The following is a 20,812-nucleotide window of genomic DNA, read 5'->3' on the forward strand; positions in this document are numbered from 1 at the left end:
AATCGTTTTTAGATCCGGTCATTAAAGGTGTTTCGGACGACATTGTCTGGAAACCGGCAGGTCCTTGGTCATAATTGCTTTTGCCAAATAGCTTGCCATAAGTGGTCTTTTTTTTCGGAAGGAAAGACACGGCACCTCTGGCCAGAACTACGTGAGGAAACAACAAAGTCGGTGTCCTATGGTCGCTATGGTCGACAGTCGATGGTCGAACTATGGTCGAGTCCTATAGTGTCTATGGGTAATGGTCGGTAAAATGACAGCAAAAATCCCACTCATGTGTCCCATGGAGAGGCACATGAATGGGATAAAAAAGTTACATGCATACCCGGTTTATATTGTACAAAATTGCTTCACATTAGAAAGATTGTTCGTAATAGCTGATGCTGAATGATGATCAAAATAAGTTTTTCAGTTTTTCCTGCATGGCTGGGCTTAGGGGAACCAGTAACTCTGCGTTGTAAGACCCGGTTGGCATAGGCTTCACTGTGGGATCATTTGTTGGATTCCATTTTGTCACATGATCCAGGGTTCCAACAATCTGTGCTGTCGCAACGGCGTATTTCCGTGACATTGCCGCAGGCGTTCCATCAAGAACCGCCGGATCAACGTTGGTGGTCACTATAGAGATGGTAGCATCCTTGTTGAAATGAATTTCAAAGGTTCTGAATTGCTGTGGAAAGTCCCTAAGAGATGGCGTCTCCACATGCCAGAAACCGTTTTCCGGCCTGGTTGCATCAGATGAGATAAAAGCCTTAACGGTATTCAAATGACGATGACCGGACATCCACATGATCAGGTTCGGATGGCTTTGAAGCTCCGCAATGAGATCCGGATAAGTGACGGCATTTTGCGGATTGACCCACCAGCCCATCGGGGAATTTGGCGTCTCGTCAACACCGATAGGAACGTGGGCAGCAATAATCATGAGCTGTCCCGCCGCCGAACCCTCGGCCAGTTCTTTTTTAAGCCAAGCCCAACGTTTGGAATCCAAAAAACCATGACCGTGAATATCGACGGAACCACTGTCTTCGTTCTGTGAGTTGTCCAGCACAATCACCTTGAGCGGAACATTCGACTTCGGAATAAAGCTGTAGCAGGCAAATCCATCTTTAGCATCAGCCATATTGAAACCGTGACCTGCCGGTAGGGAAGAGGTTTCAAAAAACTCCTGCATCCACTCATTTCGCAAAAGCGCACGGCGGTCTGGATCAGCAGTTACTTTCGGTGGGCTGTTGAAATTTTCGACAGGCCCTGCATACTTGATATCCCCATAGGGTGTCGAACCATCAAGCACACCGACGTAGTAATCACGACTGTTAATATTTCGGGGGTCACTCAGGACATCACCCGTGGCAAAGACTTCATCGGAAAGATAGGATTGCCGAAGATCCTTACGCAGGCTGTAGTCCACGGGGATGGATCCCATCCAGAAGATATCGTGATTACCCAGCGTCTTATACCAGGGGATGGACTTATCCAATCCTGCCGCTTTGTAAGGTTTCTGATAATCAATGGTATCGGCTCCAAGATGTGCGCCTGAACTGGGGGTTATGACCTTACCGTCCATGACATCGATGAACCACCGTACTTCGTTGTACTGTGCGGAGTTGCAGGCATCGCCCAGAGAGATACCGAAGTCCAGGGGGTTTTGCTGATGAAGTGCATTGACTGTCTGCATGGCAGCATCAAGCACATGCGTGGTATAAAGCATGACTCCTGAATAGATTGATGCACCCACCGGTAGCTTGGGATGCAGACTTTGAATATAAATCAACTGATTTGGAGATTCTTTATCGGTAATATGAATATCAGTGAAGGTAAAGAAATTCAGGAGTTTTGTTTTTTTTACAACATCATTACCATTGTAAGCGTTCGGCATAAGATCGAGACGCCTGTCGTGGGGAAGTCCAGGGCCATAGGTCCATTTTCCATATCCGTATTCATCATATTTGGAAATTTCCCATAGGTCGATTGCAGTCGCAGGGGGCGGGTCTGGTACGATAGTCCTTTGAGCTGTCGTTTGCACGTCAGCGGCAATCGGGTATACTATAGGATCACTACTACCTGCTGAGCACCCCCATAAAAAGAAAATCAGCAAGCCTGATAGTAAGACTAAACGGAACTTTTTATACAAATACAAATACGATGGATTCATTCAGATGTTCTCCTTATTATTTAAGTATTTATCCGCGCTATTTTGAGCATTCTATAAATGTCAAAATAGCAAAATAGTCAGTAAAAACTTTGTTTTTTACCGGTGGGAGGGAAAACTTACGACGCGGCTCAGCGTAAAGTCAGAATCGCTCCGTATCCAGTTTTATATGGAGCCGTGCTTCATCAGGCCGCATCAAAAAAGACATCGCACCGAATCCCAGGCACAGATCGAAGCCCCCTGAGCTTGCAGTGCATTCTCAATACTTCCGGATCACCCACGGCGGTTCCGAACTGCTCCAGCAGGGTATCCATGGAAGAAACAAAAAGAGCCGCATCCACACCTAACCGCTTTAGAATTGGTGGAGCTTTTTCACGGATGCTCCTCTTCTTTCGCCGGAGTTGCCTGCCTGTCCAGTCCACCAGCTCTGCATATTCATGGAATCCGAAGGGAATGGCAAAGGAAATATCTGTGAGGTTGTCAAAGGGGGCAAGGGAAGCTCTGGGTTTTGCAGGGGGAATATCCGGGGATGTATCCGATGGTTGAGTGGACGGTTCGGAAGAAGAGGAATCCGTATTGCGGGGCTTACGGAGAGTTCCTGCAACAGAACGGCTGACTGTCCCTGCCACCCTCTGGGAGAGGGTTGGCGACCCGGCATGCCGATTTGTTGCAATGCCTTTTGCCATACCAGGGTCTTTGTCGTCTGGGGGGCGGGGGGAGAGGGGAGCATTTCCGGGTACATTCAATGCTGGAGAAACCTTGAGGGCATCCAGCCTTTCCTTGATGGAAGTATATTCTGAATCTTCGGGTGTTGCCGCCATGCCAGCCCGGACAGGATTGAGATCCACATAGGCCATGGCCGCCAGTATGGCCTTTTCATCGAGAAGAGCCTGACTTTTGAACCGGCCCTCCCAGAATCTACCTGAAATCCCTTCTTCCTGATTGGCTTTCCTGGCAACGGACTCATTGAGCATACGCATGAACCATGAAATATCATAGAGGCGGTTCCGGTAGAGGCCAGCAAGTTCTGCCAGCTGATGCTGATCCGAATGGGTCAGATCTCCGGTTTGCGCAAGGTAACGCCTTACCACATCCGGGCCTGTAAAAAGCTGAATCCAGCGGGTGAAAACCTCATGATCCGACCATGACAAAGCCCTGTTTTCATCCACACGCAGGATAATATGGTAGTGGTTGCTCATGACCGAATAGGCAGCCACATCAATGGAAAAAATGGCAGCAAGCTCCATGATGCGCTCTGCGATCCAGCCCCGGCGGTGGTTAAACTCTATGCCGGAGTGCTTAGCCTTGCCACAGAGAAAGGGCCTGCGGACACAACGGCAGACACAGTGATACCAGGGAGTGCTTTCAAGGCTGATGAGGGTGGATCGGGGATAGGTCATGGTGATTCCTTGCCTTAAAAGATACTGTTTTTAAAGGCCAAGATAGAAGAGCAGGGGAAGAATGTAAACAACAAAGGGGCGTCCTATCCTAGTCTGTTTTCCCTCCTCATTCTTCACCCCCATCAGTCCCCCGATGCATTATTCATCATCCTTTCCATCTACTCCCCTGCACAAGCCAATCTTTACAAAAAAGTCTTGATTTTTTGAATTGATTGGATAGTATCTACCTTACTTATAAATATGTGGGGTAGATACTGTCTATGTCCAGAAAGAAAAATCGGGCCAGTGCCCAGGATAAAGCCAAAGAGTTTATTCGCCAGAGCGGTGGGATTATAAAAACATCTGACGCGCTTTTGGCCGGAATTCATCCCAGAGTATTTTACCAGCTACGTGATGCCGGAGACCTTGAGCAGATCTCAAGGGGAGTTTATCGGCTAACGGAGATGGAAGCCGTATCGAACCCCGATTTTGTCATTGTTGCCATGAGAATTCCCAATTGTGTTATCAGCCTTGTTTCGGCACTGTCTTTTCACGAAATAACGACTCAGATCCCCCATGAAGTTTCTGTCGCAATACGAAAGGACAGCAAAGCTCCGATAATTGATTATCCTCCCGTAAAATTTCATAAATTCTCCAGCGATTCCTTTCAGGCCGGAATAGAGGAACACCAGATTGACGGCATCTTTGTGAAGGTTTACAGCCCGGAAAAAACACTGGCAGACTGCTTTAAGTTCCGCAATAAAATTGGAATGGATATCGTGCTTGAGGCTCTGAAGCTTTATAAAACCAGAATGACGTTTGACCATAAAAAAATTATGGAGTATGCCAAAATTTGCAGGGTGGATAGGGTCATGCTCCCCTATCTTGAGGCAAGCATATGAAATCTTATCAAAATATCTCTGCTTCAGTAAGACAGCGCCTCCTTAACCGGTCGAAAGCAGACAATCGCTCATTTAATGAACTGCTCCAGTATTATGCTATGGAGCGTTTCCTGTATCGTCTGTCCCTATCATGCCACTCACAGGATTACATCCTGAAAGGGGCTCTCATGCTCAGGGCATGGAATGCTCCGGAGTTCAGGCCGACCATGGACATTGATATGCTTAGAAGAACCTGGAACCAAGAGAAAAATATCATCTCTCAGATCCGTAACATTCTTGCTGTGACGGTTGATCCTGACGGTCTGAGTTTTGATCCGGAATCAATTCTGGCTGAAAAAATAACCGAAGATGCTGATTATGAAGGAGTTCGGGTAAGATTTCGTGGTTTTTTGGGAACCGCCAGAATCACGATACAAATGGATATTGGTTTTGGAGATATCGTCTATCCGGAACCTGAGAGGGCAGAGCTTCCATGTATGCTGGATTTCCCTGCCCCATCCTTACTTTGTTACAGCCGGGAGAGCGCCATTGCTGAAAAGTTTGAGGCAATGGTCAAGCTTGGGCACTTGAACAGCCGTATGAAAGATTTTTATGATATCTGGCTTTTGTCCCGTCAGTTTCAATTTGAACTCAGCAATCTTGCAGAGGCTGTAAAGCTTACGTTCGGACAGCGCAGGACGGATTAAAACATCCTATAGAAGCTTTTTCTGCGAATTTTGGCTTATCACGGCAAACCATGTGGACCGCATTTTGTAAAAGATTGAAACAGGATCACGTGCCTGCATCTTTTCAGGGCATAACGGCAGCAGTGGAATCGTTTTTAGATCCGGTCATTAAAGGTGTTTCGGACGACATTGTCTGGAAACCGGCAGGTCCTTGGTCATAATTGCTTTTGCCAAATAGCTTGCCATAAGTGGTCTTTTTTTCGGAAGGAAAGACACGACACCTCTGTGCAGAACTACGTGATGAAACAACAAAGTGGGTGTCCTATGGTTGTTTACGAAAGTACCTTCATTCGAGAAAACTTGAGTATCATCCCCACCTGCATGTGGTAATTCCAGGAGGGGGAATTGATAAAAACAGGAAACAGTGGAAGAAAAAAGACCGGAAGTATCTTTTCAATGAAAAGGCCCTGGCAAAGGTTTTTCGTGCCCGCTTCCTTGATGCTCTGAACAAAGAAAGCCTGACGGTACCGACAGGAATCCGGTCGGAATGGGTAGTGCATTGCACGCGGGTTGGAAAGGGCCTCCCCGCCATCAAATATCTCTCACGCTATCTCTACCGGGGAGTGATATCGGAAAAAAATATCCTTTCCAGCAAAGAAGGAAGGGTAACCTTCCGGTACACCGAAAACACGGGGAACATTCAGTACAGGACGCTGAAGGGCGAGGATTTTCTTCATCTTATCCTTAAGCATGTACTGCCAAAGGGCTTTCGAAGGATCAGGGATTATGGATTTCTCCATAGCAAGGCCAAAAAGCTCCTTTTTCTCGTCCAGCTTGTCCTGCATGTCCAGCTTGAGAGCTTGAAACCTGTACCAGGAGCTTCTTTCACCTGTCCCCGCTGCAAGGCTCCCATGAAGGTGCTTTTTTTCCTTTTGAAGCCCGGATGAAAGAGCTCTTTGGCTATCACCAGGCATGAATCAAATAGCGGAGGTGACAAGCTTATGAAAATACAATGCTTTTTTTTATGCCTTGTAAAAGGCCTTGCCCCTCTGCGCCCTTTGAAAATCCTTCCTTACAGATAAACCCAGAACACCCCTCTTCTCCCAAAAGCTATTTTCATATTATAAAGAGCCCTGTCAGGCTTGGGGTTGTGCCGCTACGGGCTGGTTCAACACCGGATGAGATCGTGGTTCGTTCCTCACACGATCTATCCTTATTTGTTAGATTTTTTATATTATTTCAATAAGTTTTATTGTTTCTTTTCGTAAATTGCCATTTAATGCTCGTAATTTTTTTTCTAATCGTAGTATCTTTGGATTATTTTTTATATTCGGCACAGATACTTTTGTTAAAACTATTCTTCCATTTACAGATTCAACTTTATCCACTATATTTATAAGTATATCAATAGTTTGAGTTATTTGATCAACAGCGTCTAACATTGAACTGCCCTTTAGTTCAATAAAATATGCAATTTTCTTAACGCATTGTAATATCAAATAGTCACATTTTCTGCCTTCGTGAACGTAACAACCATCAATTTTTACTTTACATATCTTTTCATTAGATTTATTGAGCAACCGATATTCGCATTTGTTTTCCCGTGCAACAATTATCGGATTATTGTTGCATGAAGCACAATTATGATTTTCAAATTCAGAGCATAGCATTGTTAATTATCCAAATCGAAAAGTAAATTATAGGTATTGTTAATTATAATAGATGCACTATCTATTGCTTCTGATTTTATCAATCTGAACTCATCATCAATGATGTTATGAATACATCCTTCGGAAACAAAAAAAGCATTTAATTGATCAGGATTTATCCAAAGTCTTTTATCAACAATATTTTTAGTTTCTTTAGGGCGTTTTTGACCAATGCTGTATGCATAAAGAAGATTATTTAGCGATGATAAAATATAGGGACTATGTGTAGTAATGATAACTTGATTGCTTTCAACAGTTGCCAATAACGAGATCAAATCTATAATTTGTTTTTGTGACTCGGGATAAAGATGGGCTTCCGGTTCTTCAAATACTATGAAAACTTGTCTGCTTTCCAAAATAAGCAAAAATATCAAAAGGAGAATCCAAATTACCTCTTGCTGACCTGATGAAGCATAATTTATCTTTACATATTTTTTAGGTTCAAAATATAGCTTTTCACCCTCAGAATCGGATCGGTATTCCCCTTTTAAAATATTTTCAATAAGTTTCTGTGCGAAATAGACATTATTAAATTCAATTTTTTCTTCTGTGAATTTTTTCTTGTCTGTTACTAATTCATATAAACTTTTTGAAAAAAAATGTTTTGCATTCATTATTCTGTCGGCAAATGATCGCATTAAATAATCAAGTTTATGCGGATGAATTGATTGAATCTGTTCTGAAACTGTTGCAAGCAAACTTCTTCCGGCTGGTATAAATACTAACTCTTTATTATCACCGAAAAGTTCAGCAATATGATTCTCAATTCTGTTAATGAACATTCTTTTTTCAGATTCAGCGGCAAGAAAATCACTAGACGACATAAACTGAAGATTGCGATTAGAAATTTTATCTATATAGGCTTTGGCTTCAGAAATAATATTATTAAAATGTTCAAGAAATAATTGACTAAATATAGGATTTACATATCCACGATTTAATCCAATAACCAAACTGATATTCTCTTTATAATGATATTCAAGAGTTAGTTTGCTCAAATGCAACGTTGGACCCCAAAAATCAAGGAATTTTGCTCTAATCCTTTTTAAAAAACTTACTATCGGGTTATCAAAAGATTTATTATCTATTGATTCAATAACATATCTTAACAAATCGTCTTTGAGGGATTTAAAAAAATAAACACTCTTGCTAATAGTGCTTTTTCCACTTGCCTGTGGCCCAATAAATACCATAAAGTCATTAACATCTATCTCTACATGCTTGATTGGACCAAAGTTTACAATTTTTATTTTTTGCATAATATTTCACCTCTCATTTTACAAAAAAATCTAACGCCGCAAATCAGCCGCGTGCCTTTGGCGCGTCGGCTGGATTTGCCTTGTTAGTTATTTTTATGCACATAATACTGAAAAGAACTCTTCCAGCTGCGCGTCAATTACCTCAAATGGTTCTTCACCAGAGTCTTTTAACTGAATCATTTCAATCAAATCAATATCACATAGCATTACGATTAGTTTCTCGCTTTCAACCCAAGCTCTACGCCTTTGCTTATGAGCAGGTTCACTTACTGGCTGTCTCGAACACAAAACGCCAAAACTACGCATCGCCTTTGGGTACAAATATTGCTGTATAGACTCTACTTCTCGTTGCCCGGGTGGATCAGTGTAATTCTTAAACTCTGCAACCATAAACCTTGATCGACATTCATTTCTTAAAGTGTCCCAATGGGGATTTCCTAATCTGATGGGATAAATGGCATCTCTAATATCTAAGCCATCTTCTGTTCGATTCTGTATTTTTGGAGGTGCCAGAGGATTGAGAAAAAGATAATTAAGTATTTTTACGCAAAGATCTTCGTACTCACGCCAATGGCCCTTTCCGGGAGGCAGCTTTTTCAGCTCTGAAATCAAACTATTTTCAGAAGGTGATTCCTTATCATCATTTATAGGTGCCTCGATCTGATCTATAGCATCGATAAGCGAACTAAACTCCCTCTCTATTTTTGGATTTTTCCTCAAGGATTCCAGTATCCAAGAAGGTCCAAGCACTTTAACATTTTTGTATTTTGAAATTTCTTCTAAAGCACCTTTGCTTAGTTCATTCGAAGTTACTAACAACAAATGATCCACATTCTCTAGCTTAGAATACCTTTCAAGATCATGTGTAATTTTTCTTACTATGGCGGCTGGTAAAGTAACTTGCCGTTTGAAATGCTTCACTTCGACAAGAATATTATTTCCAGATGGTGATCTCAGCACCAAATCAGGGCCAGATACTCCATACCTACTCTGCTCTAGTATTACATTACCAGAGGCAGATAGTAGCCTAGCAACTAGAGTCTCAAATGCTTCCCAATTAAGTTTCTTTACATCCATTAAATATGCCTATGTAATCAGGTTATTTGTGGGCAACATATTATTGTGTGGTTCCGTACAACCACCATTTTTTTAAAAACCCCAGACAAAAAAAGCCACAAGAAAATACTTTCCTAACCGTATAATCCCGCATGTATCATGCTGGACAGAAAACTACCTATTTCAGATTTCCAGCCCCTGTAAAAATCCCCATCAAAAAGCAGTTCCCACAGCGTCTGAAAAACGATCCAATTTCCATAGCCCAGCCCATCCATTAAGGCAAGTTTTTCCTCCCCATTTTTTAACCCCCACCAGCCGCAATACATTATTCCTCACCTTCCACCCACACACCCCGCACAAGCCAATCCTCACAAAAATGCCTTGATTTTTCAGTTTGAAAAGTGTTAGTCAAATCAAACTCTTTTCATCCATTTTCAGGGTGAAAGAGCTGGGGCTGATAAGAATGCGGATACCATTAACAATATGGAGCAAAAGAGGAAAAACATGAAAAAATACCTGATTGCAGCCATGGTTCTGATGCTGGCGGCCATGCTTGGCATGGGATGCACATCAAAAAGGGCGGTGGACCCAGCCCTGCAGATCCACCCCGATGGCCGGTACAGGGGCGTGTATGGCGATGGCGGGGAGCAGCAGATCAGCATTGAGTTTCATCTGAAAGACGGACTTCTGACCAAGCTTTCCTTCAGGCATTTGCAGTATAAGGGTAAGGACTACAGGCGTGCAAAAGAGGGGGATGTGGATTGGCCCGTTCTACGTCAGCATGGAATGGTGCTGGCCTATCTGGAAGGAAAGCCGCTGAGTGCCGTTTTGGATCTCTACAATCCGGGAAATGTGGTGGCGGATGTGGATGGATTTTCCGGTGCTACGATCCGGGGCAGTAAAATTATTTCTGCCATACGGGATGGTCTGAACCGGGGTATTTACTGAACAGGCACGAGGAAACCAGGGCTTTTGCTGTTGGCAATCTGGTCTCTGCCATGCAATCACCGGCCTGAGTTGCGGGAGGTTCACCTTTGGGGTGGAGACTCCCGTTTTGGTCTGGCCCGGAAAAAAGTGGTGAAGGGCAGGGAACCCCATGGTCTGATCAGAATGGTACCGGGAAAAAGCCGTATTCGTGGGTGGGTGTTCCGCTATTATTATTTTAGGTTTGACAAAAAAAATACATTCTGAAAAACACCTTTCTGGAAAGGAAGGTAACTATGGCACAAAAGCCGTTTCAAAAAAATCAAAGCCTTCTGTCGGATCATCCGGAAGAAAAATTTTCGGTCCTGATGCGCAGTTTGCCCGGCATGGCCTATCATCGCCGAAGGGATGAATTCTGGACCCTCACCTATGCCAGTGAAGGTGCCCGCCGTCTTTTCGGGGATCTTGCCTGGGAAAAAATCCGCTCCGGGGTCACCTGCCTTGGGAATATGGTGCATGAGGAAAGCTATCCCCATGTTCTGGAATCTCTGGAAAGGGCGCTGGCTCGGAAGGAGCCTTACCAGCTGGTGTATCGGGTCAACTCCCTTCTGCATTCAGACAGATGGGTGTGGGATCAGGGGGAGGGCGTTTACGATGAAAAGGGCCATCTGCTTGGTGCCGAAGGTTTTGTAACGGATTTTACGGCATTCAAAACCATGGAAAGGGAACTCAGGGAAGAGATTGGCCGTCTGCGTTGCCGGGAAGACAGCCCTGCGCCAGCTCCCGTCATTCCCGGTATCATTGGGCAGACACCGGAGATGATGGCCGTATTCCGGCTTGTGAAGCAGGCGGCGGCAAGCGATGCCGCCGTTATTCTCTACGGAGCTTCGGGTACGGGCAAGGAGCTTCTGGCCCGGGCCATCCATGATCAGAGTCCGCGCAGGAACGGGGCCTTTGTTCCGGTGAACTGCGGAGCCATTCCGGAAAACCTCATGGAAAGCGAATTTTTCGGTTACAGAAAAGGGGCCTTTTCCGGAGCAGACCGGGATCAGCCGGGCATTCTGGATAAGGCCCACGGCGGCACGCTTTTTCTGGATGAAATCGGAGAAATTCCCCTTTCCATGCAGACCCGCCTTCTCCGGGCCATAGAAGGAGGGGGCTTTAGTCCCGTGGGCAGCCGGGAAATCCGTCACCCGGATTTTCGCATCCTTGCGGCCACCAACCGGAATCTGGAAGAATGGGTACGGCAGGGAAAAATGCGGGAAGATTTTTTTTATCGCATCCATGTGGTGCCCCTTCATGTTCCCTCCTTAAAGGAGAGAAAGGCGGATATCCCCCTGCTGGTCAGCCATTTTCTGGAGAGTCTGCCCGGTACACCGCCTCTGGGAGCGGCGGAGCTTCATCGCCTCATGGCCCATGACTGGCCCGGCAATGTGCGGGAGCTTTGCAATGTGATCCGGCGTTATAGCCTGTTGCACTCCCTTGATCTTCCGGAGCGGGGGAAAGCCTTTGGGCTCAGGACTGCTACGGTTTTGCCTGCCTGCGGAACCCTGCAGGAGCAGATGGCCCTGATGGAGGCGGCGGTGATTCGGAAAACCCTTGAGGAAACGGGTTTCCACCGAAGTGAGGCTGCGCGGATTCTTGGCATAGACCGGAGAAGTCTTTATACCAAGATGCAGCGGCATGGCATTGGGAAGAAGGATTCCCAATATGGGAATATTGCTTCCCAATGCAAATAAACACTTGAATTAGAAGTGTTTTTTCTTGTGTCTTAATGGGGGTGGGCAGCATTCTTCCCCTTCAGGTCATTCCATTTTCCATAAAGAAAATGGTGTGGCCTTATTTTTTAGGCAGTTAAAATATATTTAGCCTATGGCATGTACCCTGCACTACAGCCCTTCGGAAATGTGACTTTAACGGATGAACGAAGGAGAAGGGTATGATGAGCGGAGCAAGGATGCCGGATGTGATTCTGATAGGGGATAAGCTTTCGGATGTGGCCCGGCATCTGGGAATTCTGGGCCGGGGCATGGTGACCTCCCAGATTCCCCAGATTGAAAGAATATTCCCCGGTATCCCCCAGCTGGAATGCACCCGGTGCATCATGGGGGATAAGCGAAGGGTGCTGTATACCGCAGCCAAGCGCATGGGCGTGAACTGGATTGTGCTGGAAAAGGACGGGCCGGATGGGCCGGGCTGGTCTGGCATGAATCCCGCCTCCATGGAGGAAGAACTCCGGCAGGAGGGCTATCGGGTGGATGTGGTGGATTTTACGCAGGGGCTTGAAAAGGCTGTGATGGATGCGGGAAGAATTTTTGAAAGGGAGAAGGAAGGGGCAAGGCTGATTAAGGGATACGGGGAGAAAATGGCCGGACTTGCGGAAACCATGCCCCGGAACCTTGGGCTGAAGGTGGCGGTTTTCCTTGGCATGGTCCATCCGGAAACGGGCCAGCACTATCTGGTTGCCGAAGGCCCGGACACCTTCTGCTGTCAGCATCTTCTCCGGCCCATGGGCTGCGAGGAGGTGGGAGGATCCCTTGTGTCCGGTGAGGGGCCGGAAGTCTTGCAGAGCCTCCTTGCCCTGAAAGACGTGCGGCCCGATGTGCTGGTGTTCACGGGTGATGCTCAGGTGGGGCTGGGGCTTCTCCATGGAGAGCTGGCCGGAGACAGGGCGCTTCTGGAGGTTCCTGCCCTGCGGGATCTTGCCCTCTTTGCCCTTCCCCATGTGAGCGGCGGCGAACCCATGGATTATCCTGCCCGGATGCAGCAGTGGATCATGGCCTTTTCACCCTTTAAAAATCGGTAAGGAGTACGGGATGTTTTGTAAAAAATGGGCGGTATGGATGATAACACTGGCCTTTCTGCCTCCCTTTGCCATGGCGGATGGGCCCAAGGATCTGGAAATGGATGGGGTGGTGGTCACGGCCACCCGCACGGAAAGTGATCTTCTTCGGCTTCCTGCTTCGGCGGATCGCCTGGAGGGGGATGCCCTCAAGGACAGGGGAGCAGGGGATATCACGGATATTCTTTCCACCCTGCCCGGTGTGGACATTTCAGGGGGAACGGGACACAGCCGTCAGCCTGCCCTGCGGGGTCTTCCCGAAAGCCAGACCATCATTAAAATAGACGGGGCAAGGGAAAATTATGTGCAGAAGGCAGGGGATGCCCAGACCACCATTCTGCTGGACCCGGATCTTCTCAAGGCCGTGGAAGTGGTGAGGGGACCGGCCTCCACCCTGCACGGCGGAGGCGGTATCGGCGGTGTTATTGCCTTTACCACCAAAGATGCGGCAGATCTGCTGCGACCGGGCCAGTCCTTTGGCGTTTCTTTGCGTGCGGGGGCCTCCACGGCGGACAGCAGCCGGGACGGGAGCCTAATGGCCTATGGCAGAAGCGGGGATGCGGATCTTCTGGCTTTTTCCTCATACAGGGATTACGGCTCCTATACATCCAGTGATCCGGACAGGGCCAAGACCCGTCTTTCCGGAGACAGGCAGCAGCATCTGATGAAGGCTTCCTGGATTCCCGATGAAGGCAGGCGGGTGAGTTTCAGTGCATCCCGCTATGAGCAGGCCTACAAATATCCGGATGAGGGGAACTGGTACGAGAGCGAGCAGAACCGCTTTCTTGCCGCGCTGGAGCTGGATCCCGGCAGCCAGTGGGTGGATACCCGCATGACCCTCATGCATTCTGAACGGAAAGAAGATCAGTTTAATAATGTCAGAAATGGCCTGAAATTTACCTCTTCCGGTGTGGATGTGCAGAATGCCATGCGTTTTGCGGCAGGCCCCACACGTCATCGGGTGGTGGTGGGCGGGGATTTCTATAAGGATGAATATGCACCCCAGACGGACAGCTGGGCCGATCCTCCCGGAGAAGGCAGGGACGGCGGACTTTTCATTCAGGATGAGATGGCGCTGGCGGATGGAAAGATTCTTATCATTTCCGGTCTTCGCTATACCTGGTTTGACCGCAGTGGCAAACGTTCCGATGCCGGTGACGGCAGTGACTCCCGCCTGAACCCACGGGTTTCCCTAAGCTGGAATCCTCTGGAGAGCCTTGGGTTTTATGCCAGCTATGCCGAAGCCTTCCGCCCGCCTCTGGTGAGTGAGATGTACACGGAGCTGGATTTTATGAATCCTCCCGTACACATTCGGGTGCTGGCCAACCCGGACCTCAAGCCGGAAACGGCCAAAACACGGGAGTTTGGCATGCATGTGAGCCGCAACGGGCTTTTCAGCCACAGGGATGCCCTTCGGTTCAAGGCCGTTTGGTTCATTGAGGATATTGAGGATCTGATCAGCATCAAAACCCTGAAAGATCTGGACCCTCCCCATTCCTTTGAGCGCATTGTGCAGACCGTGAACATTGAATCCGCCAAACGTCAGGGCTATGAGCTGGCAGCCACTTACGGTATCGGGGATTTTGGCATGCTCTTCACCTATGCGAAGGTTGATAACCGGGAGTCTTCGGACAAAGACAGCTGGGCCGGGGCAACCCCCGGAGTGTTCCAGAGCCGAATCCATTACCATTTTGTAGAAACGGGTCTGCGCCTTGGCTGGCATGGCCGTTTTGTGGAGTCCTTCAAGGCCGAAGGCAAAACCTGGGAGTCCCACAATATTCATGGACTCTTTGCCCGCTGGGAAGGCCGGAGCGGTTCTCTCGATGGCCTTTCCGCAGGGATCTTTGTGGACAATCTGCTGGACGAAAGCTACCGGGCCTATCATTTCAAGGATTCCGGTGCGGGCATTGGCCGGAACCTGAGGGTTTCATTCGGGTATCGTTTCTGATCTTTGCGATTACCGGGTCATCCCCTTTTCCTGTTGGGAGAGGGGGATGGCTCTGGATTGATGCAGGGCAGGCTTTGCGTCTGCCTGCTTGTGTGGCGGCACCCCCTGCGGGTGCCTGCATTCTGCTGGTTTGTTTTGTAAGAATCGGGTGTCCGGGTATGTGTGTGCTGCGTATGTTGTTTTATTTCTGTCTGTTTTTGATCATGCTTCCCCATGGAACGGCTCTGGCCCTCCACGCCTTTAGTGCGGATGGCGAGCCTCTCTATGCCTCTGACTTCACCCATTTTTCCTACGTGAATCCCCATGCGCCCAAGGGCGGAGAACTGCGCTGCCACACCATCGGCACCTTTGACAGCTTCAATCCCCTGCTGCTCAAGGGCCGCCCTGCGGAAGGCATTCATCTGATCTACGACACCCTTCTTGTGGAAAGCGAGGATGAGCGGGATGTGGCCTATGGCCTGCTGGCTTCGGAAATTCATGTGCCTCCGGATCTTTCCCATGTGATTTTTCAGCTGCACCCCGAAGCCCGCTTTGCCGATGGCAGCCCCGTCCGTGGGGAGGATGTGGTGTTTTCATGGGAAATGCTGCAGGCCCACTTCGGCTCCGCCCTGCGCCGTTACAGCGAGGCCGTGGCAGCCGTGACCGTCCTTTCCGGCAACCGGGTGCGTTTTGATTTCCGGGAAGAGCAGAACCCCTCCCTTGTTCTCATGGTGGGTCGCCTGCAGATTCTTCCGGCCCATTACTGGGAGGATAAGGACTTTGGCCGTGCGGATCTCACCCCGCCCATGGGTTCCGGTCCCTATGCCGTGGCGGAGGTGGAAGCGGGCAGGCGTGTGGTTTATGTGCGCAGGCCGGATTACTGGGCCGCAGACCACCCCGTAAACCGGGGACGCTGGAATTTTGACCGCATCCGTTATGAGTATTTTCGGGATGATACGGTGGCCATGGAGGCCTTCCGCGCAGGGCTTTATGATTTTCGCTTTGAGTCTTCCGTGAAAAACTGGGCCACCCGCTATGAAGGCCCCCGCTTTGAGGATGGCCGTATCCTGAAACAGACGCTGGAGAACCGGGAGCCATCGGGCATGTATGGCCTTGTGATGAATACCAGAAGGCCTGTGTTTGCGGACAGGGGGGTAAGAAAGGCCATGCTGTTTGCCTTTGATTTTGAATGGGCCAACCGCCGTTTTTATTATGGTGAATATGAGAGAACGGAAAGCTATTTTGAAAATTCAGACATGAAAGCCCCGCCCCTTGCCGGTGAAGGGGAAGCTGCCATTCTGCGATCCTTCGGGGATGCCCTGCCCGAAGGCATACTGGAAAATCCCCTGAGCCTGCCTCTGACGGACGGAAGCGGCCATAACCGGGAAGGTCTCATGGCGGCGGACAGGCTGCTCAGGGAAGCAGGCTGGGGGATGGAAGGGGGCAGAAGGGTGCATGAAAAAACAAAGCAGGTTTTTCGGTTTCAGTTTCTCACGGATTCCCGCAGGGAGGAGCGCATGCTCCTGCCCTTTGCCCGCAGCCTCGGACGCCTTGGCATAGAGATGCGGATTCACATGGTGGATGGCCCCCAGTACACCCGCCGTCTGCGGGACTGCGATTTTGACATGATCGTGGCAGGATTCGGGGCGGCTTACAGGCCGGGCCGGGAGCTTGCCGTGGCCTTTCATTCCGCAAGCCGTGACCGGAAGGATCAGCGGAATTTCATGGGCATTGCCGATCCTGTGGCAGACCGCCTCATAGAAAAGATCCTTTCCGCCGCAAGCCGCCGGGAGATGATCCCCTATGTCCGGGCTCTGGACCGCATACTGCGCCACGGTCATTATGTCATTCCCTTTGGTGCGGGAAAGCGCCGATATCTGGCAAGGGCTGTCCACATTCAGTCTCCGGACAGGCCTCCGCTCTGGGGCAGGGGGGTGAGCACATGGTGGTACGGAGAAGCAGACCGGGCAGCCGCCCCATCTGCGGAGGATGCACCATGATTGCCTATATCGCAAAAAGGGTTTTTCTCCTTGTTCCCACCCTTCTGGGGATTCTGGCCTTAAATTTTTTCCTTGTGCAGCTGGCTCCCGGCGGGCCGGTGGAACAGGTGATCAGCCGCATGGAGGGCAGGGGCGACCGGGCGCTGGAGCGCATCACCGGCGCAGAAGGGGATGCCATTTCCATGGTGGAAACCTCTTTGGACAGCACTTCCGCCTATCGGGGCAGGGACGGGATTTCCCCGGAGCTGGTGGCGGAAATTGAGAAACGTTTTGGTTTTGACAGGCCGCTGCATGAGCGGTTTTTTTCCATGCTGAAAAGCTATCTTCTTCTGGATTTCGGGGAGAGTTTTTTCAAAGACCGGAGCATTCTCGGCATGATCGGGGAGAAAATGCCCGTATCCCTGTCTCTGGGGCTCTGGAGCACCCTTGTGATCTATCTGGTTTCCATCCCTCTGGGAATCCGCAAGGCCGTGCGCCACGGCTCACCCTTTGATGTGTGGACCAGCTTTGTCATCGTGATCTGCAACAGCATTCCCGTCTTTCTCTTTGCCGTGATCCTCATCGTTATCTTTGCAGGGGGCAGTTATCTGGAGTGGTTTCCCCTCAGGGGGCTTGTTTCCGATCATTTCCATGAACTGTCCTTTACGGGAAAAGTTCTTGATTATTTTCATCATCTGGCCCTGCCCATCCTTGCCATGACCATCGGGGGGATTGCCGGTTTTGCCATGCTCACCAAAAACTGCTTTCTGGATGAAATCCGCCATCAGTATGTGACCACGGCCAGAGCCAAGGGAGCCAGCGAAGGACGGGTGCTTTTCGGCCATGTGTTCCGAAATGCCATGCTCATTGTCATTGCAGGGCTGCCCGGAACCTTTCTTGGCATTTTCTTTACGGGTTCCATGATGATCGAGGTGATCTTTTCTCTGGACGGTCTGGGGCTCATGGGCTTTGAGGCCACCATGAACCGGGATTATCCCGTGATGTTTGCCGGGCTTTATATCTCCACCCTCATGGGCCTGTTTGTGAAAATACTCTCGGACATCACCTATGTGCTGGTGGACCCGCGAATCCATTTTGATGCAGGGGGAGTGTGAACCATGCGTGCCGTTACCCGCCGACGGATGAAAACCTTTGCCAGCAACCGCAGGGCATGGATCTCCTTATGGATTTTCATGACGCTTTTCACGGCAAGTATTTTTTCCGAGTTCATTGCCAATGAAAGGCCCCTTGTACTGTATTTTCAGGATAGAATGTATTTTCCCGTTTTTTCTGAGATCCCGGAAACCCTGTTGGGTGGGTACTTTGAAACGGATGCGGATTTCACGGACCCAGCGGTCATTGCCATGGCAGAGGCCCATGGCTGGATGCTCTGGCCGCCGGTGCGCTTTTCATGGCATACGGTGAACCTTGCAAGGGAGGGGGTATATCCTGCTGCACCCGGTGCGGGGAACTGGCTGGGAACCGATGACCATGGCCGGGATATTCTGGCAAGGCTGCTTTATGGGTTCCGGGTCTCCGTGCTTTTTGGTCTTTGTCTGGCGGTTTTCAGTACGCTTGTGGGCATTGTGGCCGGGGCGGTGCAGGGGTATTTCGGCGGCAAGGTGGATCTTTTTGGCCAGCGCTTCATGGAAATCTGGTCCGGTCTTCCCATGATCTATCTGCTCATCATCCTTTCAAGTTTCATGCAGCCGGGCTTTTTTGTGCTGCTCTTCATCATGCTCTTGTTTTCATGGATGGGCATGGTGGATGTGGTGCGGGCCGAGGTGCTGCGCTGCCGGAACTTAGGCTATGTGAAAGCCGCCCGCTGCATGGGACTTCCGGACCGGGTGGTGCTCTTTCGCCATGTGCTGCCCAATGCCATGGTGGCCACCCTGACCTTTCTGCCCTTTGTGCTCAACGGTGCCATCACCACCCTCACATCCCTGGATTTTCTCGGATTCGGCCTGCCTCCCGGCTCCCCGTCTCTGGGAGAGCTGCTTGCACAGGGAAAGGAAAATCTGGATGCTCCCTGGATCGGCATTGCCGCCTTTGCCGTGCTGGCCTCCATGCTGAGCCTGCTGGTTTTTATCGGGGAAGGGGTGAGGGATGCCTTTGATCCACGGCATGAAGGGTAGGGGGGCCGTGCTTCCATGCAGCAGGCTTATGGATTTTTCTTTATTCTGGTTTTCTGTTCGATGATGGATAAGCCTCTGCGGTGCAAAGGAAAGCCGCCGCCGTTTGGGTACGAACGGGCGTGTGGGCAGCCTGCTGCTGAGATTCACGAAGGTGCCTCCTGCAGGTTTTCAAGCGGCACCCAGCCGGATTCGGAACTACCTGATTTTTCGCACCAAACCCAGCCGTTGAGGACTCTTGTGCCAATCACTAACTCCCCTTTTTGCACATCCAGCTCCCTTGCCGTGTAGTCTTCACGGGCACGGGCGGTCTTGTCTGTGATGATCTCGATAATCTGTGCCGGAACCCAGCCCCCTTTTTGTCCAGGCGATTCACAGAATATCCAGTTTTCCCAGCCCTCCGGACCTTCATATTTTTCACCCACGGTGAGCGGAGCGCCTTTTTTAAAGGTAATGGGTTCGGGAAATTCGCTGGTGTGGTCTTGAATGACAAGGTACTGTCTGGTTTCCATCTTCGCTTCCTTTGGGCTAGGGATTGATACGGTGGCACGGAGTCTGATTGCTGCCCCGGCTTTTGCTCAGCAGTACACCATGGAAATTATATAATCTGATTTTATGCATATTCGCTTAGCACCCGTAAAGGGTGCCCCTACACAAAAGAGGGTCGTAAAAGCCATTCGTAGGGGCAGGCCTTGCGCTCAATCTGGCGTTGCAGTTCCCGTTTGCTCCATTTACCTTCGATTGCCTGTCTGGCGTAAAACCACCGGGCCTCACTGCTTTGCAGGGGCATCAAAATGGTAAAATGCGTCCAGCTCAATTGTGATACCAGTGGTGACACAATCTTGAAGTCTTGAAAAACCTCAGTAAACTGCATCATCCTCGACACGGGACACCATAAGCCATTTTTGCGTACGGTTGGTATCGGTTTCGGGATTGCGGGCATGGAAGCGGGAAACAATATCCTGCAAGTCCCCATGCCCCTCCTGCTTGCTGCCTATTTTCTCTTCACTATTTTCCCCACGGCTTCTTCCAGAGCGGGATTGAAGACCTCAGGCCTTGCCAGCATGAGAAAATGGTCGGCCCCTTTGATGATGGTGGCCTCAAAGGAAGCCATGTGCTTACGGTTATTTTCAACATCAATGGGCCAGAGGTCCGCATTGACGGCCATGACGGGAAGGCGGACTTCCTTGAAGATGGCGGCGGACTCCCCGGTAATGAAAAGCCCCATCATGTCCTTTAAGGCACTTAGGGCCACGGCGGGAGGGGCGGCAGCCATGTCGCTGAGAATCCATTCCCGGAGCGGGGCCGGGGTGTCGGGAACCAACATGGGCGTAACAAACTGACGACTTCCGGCCTGAAAATCCTCTTCCAGCGGACTGACCATCCCGGTCACGATTTCAGGGGTGAGGGGATAGGCCACGTTGCCAAAGGTGTCCACGCCAATGAGTCCCAGTACACGGCCGGGCATGAGGCGTGCCGCCTCGGCGATGACGGGCCCGCCCATGGAATGGCCGATGAGGATTACCTCTTTGCTTCCCACCGCTTCCACCACAGCCTTCACATCTTCCCCAAAGGCCTTCATGGTATATTGGCTCCGGCCCATACCTGAGTGACCGTGGCCTGCCAGATCCAGAAGCACCATGCGGTTCTTTTTTGAAAAATGGTCAATCTGTTTCTGCCAGTAGCGGGCATCACAGCTCCATCCGTGGACAAAAACCAGGGTGGGCTCTCCATTTCCGTACACCTCATAGGAAATGGGCACACCGTCTTTGGAGGGCGTCATCCGGGGCCACTGGGCTGCGGCCGGGCTGGCCGAGACGATGAAAAGGAGAAGAAAAAGCCAGCAGGTTAAGGTTTTTACGGATGCAGGTTTCATGCTCTGTTTT

At 49.7% G+C, this 20,812-nt stretch carries 18 protein-coding genes; 10 read left to right on the top strand and 8 right to left on the bottom strand.

Translation table 11 applies throughout. The annotated features are described in order from the left end of the window. Nucleotides 1–394: 394 nt before the first annotated feature. Together RBR60_RS13370 and RBR60_RS13375 are read right to left on the bottom strand one after the other, a co-directional pair. A complete protein-coding gene (locus RBR60_RS13370) occupies nucleotides 395–2,155 on the bottom strand; it encodes a TIGR03768 family metallophosphoesterase (RefSeq protein ID WP_320357608.1) in 1,761 nt (586 codons plus the stop codon). A 182-nt stretch (nucleotides 2,156–2,337) separates the two neighbouring features. Further along, entirely contained in the window at nucleotides 2,338–3,552 is a 1,215-nt protein-coding gene (locus RBR60_RS13375) for a transposase (RefSeq protein WP_320357611.1), read from the bottom strand. A gap of 260 nt (nucleotides 3,553–3,812) precedes the next feature. Here RBR60_RS13375 and RBR60_RS13380 point away from each other — a divergent pair, with 260 nt between their 5' ends. The 3 genes from RBR60_RS13380 to RBR60_RS13390 all read left to right on the top strand — a co-directional run bounded on the left by RBR60_RS13380 (nucleotide 3,813) and on the right by RBR60_RS13390 (nucleotide 6,045). Beyond that, complete coding sequence (locus tag RBR60_RS13380; RefSeq protein WP_265424293.1) at nucleotides 3,813–4,433, top strand: type IV toxin-antitoxin system AbiEi family antitoxin domain-containing protein; 621 nt, start codon at nucleotides 3,813–3,815, stop codon at nucleotides 4,431–4,433. Further along, nucleotides 4,430–5,119 carry a nucleotidyl transferase AbiEii/AbiGii toxin family protein gene (locus tag RBR60_RS13385; RefSeq protein WP_320357616.1) on the top strand — a complete coding sequence of 230 codons (690 nt, stop codon included), beginning with the start codon at nucleotides 4,430–4,432 and terminating at the stop codon, nucleotides 5,117–5,119. Before RBR60_RS13380 ends, RBR60_RS13385 begins: the two co-directional genes overlap by 4 nt. A 362-nt stretch (nucleotides 5,120–5,481) precedes the next feature. Then, nucleotides 5,482–6,045, top strand: coding sequence for a transposase (locus tag RBR60_RS13390; RefSeq protein ID WP_320357658.1), 564 nt, complete (start codon nucleotides 5,482–5,484; stop codon nucleotides 6,043–6,045). Nucleotides 6,046–6,327: 282 nt separating this feature from the next. Here RBR60_RS13390 and RBR60_RS13395 read toward each other — a convergent pair whose 3' ends face one another. The 3 genes from RBR60_RS13395 to RBR60_RS13405 form a co-directional block, all read right to left on the bottom strand. Then, nucleotides 6,328–6,768 (bottom strand): hypothetical protein, encoded by a 441-nt coding sequence (locus RBR60_RS13395; protein ID WP_320357618.1) that lies wholly within the window; start codon nucleotides 6,766–6,768, stop codon nucleotides 6,328–6,330. Between the two features lie 2 nt (nucleotides 6,769–6,770). After that, nucleotides 6,771–8,066, bottom strand: coding sequence for an AAA family ATPase (locus RBR60_RS13400; RefSeq protein ID WP_320357620.1), 1,296 nt, complete (start codon nucleotides 8,064–8,066; stop codon nucleotides 6,771–6,773). 93 nt (nucleotides 8,067–8,159) lie between these two features. Then, a complete protein-coding gene (locus tag RBR60_RS13405; RefSeq protein ID WP_320357622.1) occupies nucleotides 8,160–9,143 on the bottom strand; it encodes a restriction endonuclease in 984 nt (327 codons plus the stop codon). 483 nt (nucleotides 9,144–9,626) lie between these two features. Between RBR60_RS13405 and RBR60_RS13410 the strand changes: the two genes are divergently transcribed. From RBR60_RS13410 to RBR60_RS13440, 7 genes are all read left to right on the top strand, one after another. Then, nucleotides 9,627–10,070, top strand: a complete 444-nt coding sequence (locus RBR60_RS13410; protein WP_320357624.1) for a hypothetical protein — start codon at nucleotides 9,627–9,629, stop codon at nucleotides 10,068–10,070. A gap of 344 nt (nucleotides 10,071–10,414) precedes the next feature. Continuing rightward, nucleotides 10,415–11,785 (top strand): sigma-54 interaction domain-containing protein, encoded by a 1,371-nt coding sequence (locus RBR60_RS13415; protein WP_320357626.1) that lies wholly within the window; start codon nucleotides 10,415–10,417, stop codon nucleotides 11,783–11,785. A gap of 200 nt (nucleotides 11,786–11,985) precedes the next feature. Then, complete coding sequence (locus tag RBR60_RS13420; RefSeq protein ID WP_320357628.1) at nucleotides 11,986–12,852, top strand: hypothetical protein; 867 nt, start codon at nucleotides 11,986–11,988, stop codon at nucleotides 12,850–12,852. A gap of 10 nt (nucleotides 12,853–12,862) precedes the next feature. Beyond that, a complete protein-coding gene (locus tag RBR60_RS13425) occupies nucleotides 12,863–14,836 on the top strand; it encodes a TonB-dependent receptor domain-containing protein (RefSeq protein WP_320357630.1) in 1,974 nt (657 codons plus the stop codon). A gap of 158 nt (nucleotides 14,837–14,994) precedes the next feature. After that, nucleotides 14,995–16,815: an extracellular solute-binding protein gene (locus RBR60_RS13430; RefSeq protein WP_320357632.1), complete on the top strand. Its 1,821-nt coding sequence runs from the start codon at nucleotides 14,995–14,997 to the stop codon at nucleotides 16,813–16,815. Continuing rightward, a complete protein-coding gene (locus tag RBR60_RS13435; RefSeq protein WP_144684353.1) occupies nucleotides 16,812–17,909 on the top strand; it encodes a microcin C ABC transporter permease YejB in 1,098 nt (365 codons plus the stop codon). Before RBR60_RS13430 ends, RBR60_RS13435 begins: the two co-directional genes overlap by 4 nt. A gap of 3 nt (nucleotides 17,910–17,912) precedes the next feature. After that, nucleotides 17,913–18,929 (top strand): ABC transporter permease, encoded by a 1,017-nt coding sequence (locus RBR60_RS13440; protein ID WP_320357637.1) that lies wholly within the window; start codon nucleotides 17,913–17,915, stop codon nucleotides 18,927–18,929. A 143-nt stretch (nucleotides 18,930–19,072) separates the two neighbouring features. On the opposite strand, the gene RBR60_RS13445 is transcribed toward RBR60_RS13440, so the two are convergent. The 3 genes from RBR60_RS13445 to RBR60_RS13450 form a co-directional block, all read right to left on the bottom strand. Continuing rightward, nucleotides 19,073–19,438, bottom strand: coding sequence for an SH3 domain-containing protein (locus RBR60_RS13445; RefSeq protein ID WP_320357638.1), 366 nt, complete (start codon nucleotides 19,436–19,438; stop codon nucleotides 19,073–19,075). Nucleotides 19,439–19,575: 137 nt separating this feature from the next. Then, a complete protein-coding gene (locus RBR60_RS16840; protein WP_413815469.1) occupies nucleotides 19,576–19,902 on the bottom strand; it encodes a DUF1016 N-terminal domain-containing protein in 327 nt (108 codons plus the stop codon). An 18-nt stretch (nucleotides 19,903–19,920) separates the two neighbouring features. After that, entirely contained in the window at nucleotides 19,921–20,802 is an 882-nt protein-coding gene (locus RBR60_RS13450) for an alpha/beta hydrolase (protein ID WP_320357640.1), read from the bottom strand. Nucleotides 20,803–20,812 lie beyond the last annotated feature (10 nt).

The organism is Desulfobotulus sp., assembly GCF_034006065.1.
Classification (GTDB): domain Bacteria; phylum Desulfobacterota; class Desulfobacteria; order Desulfobacterales; family ASO4-4; genus Desulfobotulus.

Bases quoted from the DNA above. Each gene is read 5' to 3' on its own strand.
- RBR60_RS13370 (WP_320357608.1), bottom strand. From the start codon at position 2,155: ATGAATCCATCGTATTTGTATTTGTATAAAAAGTTCCGTTTAGTCTTA.
- RBR60_RS13375 (WP_320357611.1), bottom strand. From the start codon at position 3,552: ATGACCTATCCCCGATCCACCCTCATCAGCCTTGAAAGCACTCCCTGG.
- RBR60_RS13380 (WP_265424293.1), top strand. From the start codon at position 3,813: ATGTCCAGAAAGAAAAATCGGGCCAGTGCCCAGGATAAAGCCAAAGAG.
- RBR60_RS13385 (WP_320357616.1), top strand. From the start codon at position 4,430: ATGAAATCTTATCAAAATATCTCTGCTTCAGTAAGACAGCGCCTCCTT.
- RBR60_RS13395 (WP_320357618.1), bottom strand. From the start codon at position 6,768: ATGCTATGCTCTGAATTTGAAAATCATAATTGTGCTTCATGCAACAAT.
- RBR60_RS13400 (WP_320357620.1), bottom strand. From the start codon at position 8,066: ATGCAAAAAATAAAAATTGTAAACTTTGGTCCAATCAAGCATGTAGAG.
- RBR60_RS13405 (WP_320357622.1), bottom strand. From the start codon at position 9,143: ATGGATGTAAAGAAACTTAATTGGGAAGCATTTGAGACTCTAGTTGCT.
- RBR60_RS13410 (WP_320357624.1), top strand. From the start codon at position 9,627: ATGAAAAAATACCTGATTGCAGCCATGGTTCTGATGCTGGCGGCCATG.
- RBR60_RS13415 (WP_320357626.1), top strand. From the start codon at position 10,415: ATGCGCAGTTTGCCCGGCATGGCCTATCATCGCCGAAGGGATGAATTC.
- RBR60_RS13420 (WP_320357628.1), top strand. From the start codon at position 11,986: ATGATGAGCGGAGCAAGGATGCCGGATGTGATTCTGATAGGGGATAAG.
- RBR60_RS13425 (WP_320357630.1), top strand. From the start codon at position 12,863: ATGTTTTGTAAAAAATGGGCGGTATGGATGATAACACTGGCCTTTCTG.
- RBR60_RS13430 (WP_320357632.1), top strand. From the start codon at position 14,995: ATGTGTGTGCTGCGTATGTTGTTTTATTTCTGTCTGTTTTTGATCATG.
- RBR60_RS13435 (WP_144684353.1), top strand. From the start codon at position 16,812: ATGATTGCCTATATCGCAAAAAGGGTTTTTCTCCTTGTTCCCACCCTT.
- RBR60_RS13440 (WP_320357637.1), top strand. From the start codon at position 17,913: ATGCGTGCCGTTACCCGCCGACGGATGAAAACCTTTGCCAGCAACCGC.
- RBR60_RS13445 (WP_320357638.1), bottom strand. From the start codon at position 19,438: ATGGAAACCAGACAGTACCTTGTCATTCAAGACCACACCAGCGAATTT.
- RBR60_RS16840 (WP_413815469.1), bottom strand. From the start codon at position 19,902: ATGGGGACTTGCAGGATATTGTTTCCCGCTTCCATGCCCGCAATCCCG.
- RBR60_RS13450 (WP_320357640.1), bottom strand. From the start codon at position 20,802: ATGAAACCTGCATCCGTAAAAACCTTAACCTGCTGGCTTTTTCTTCTC.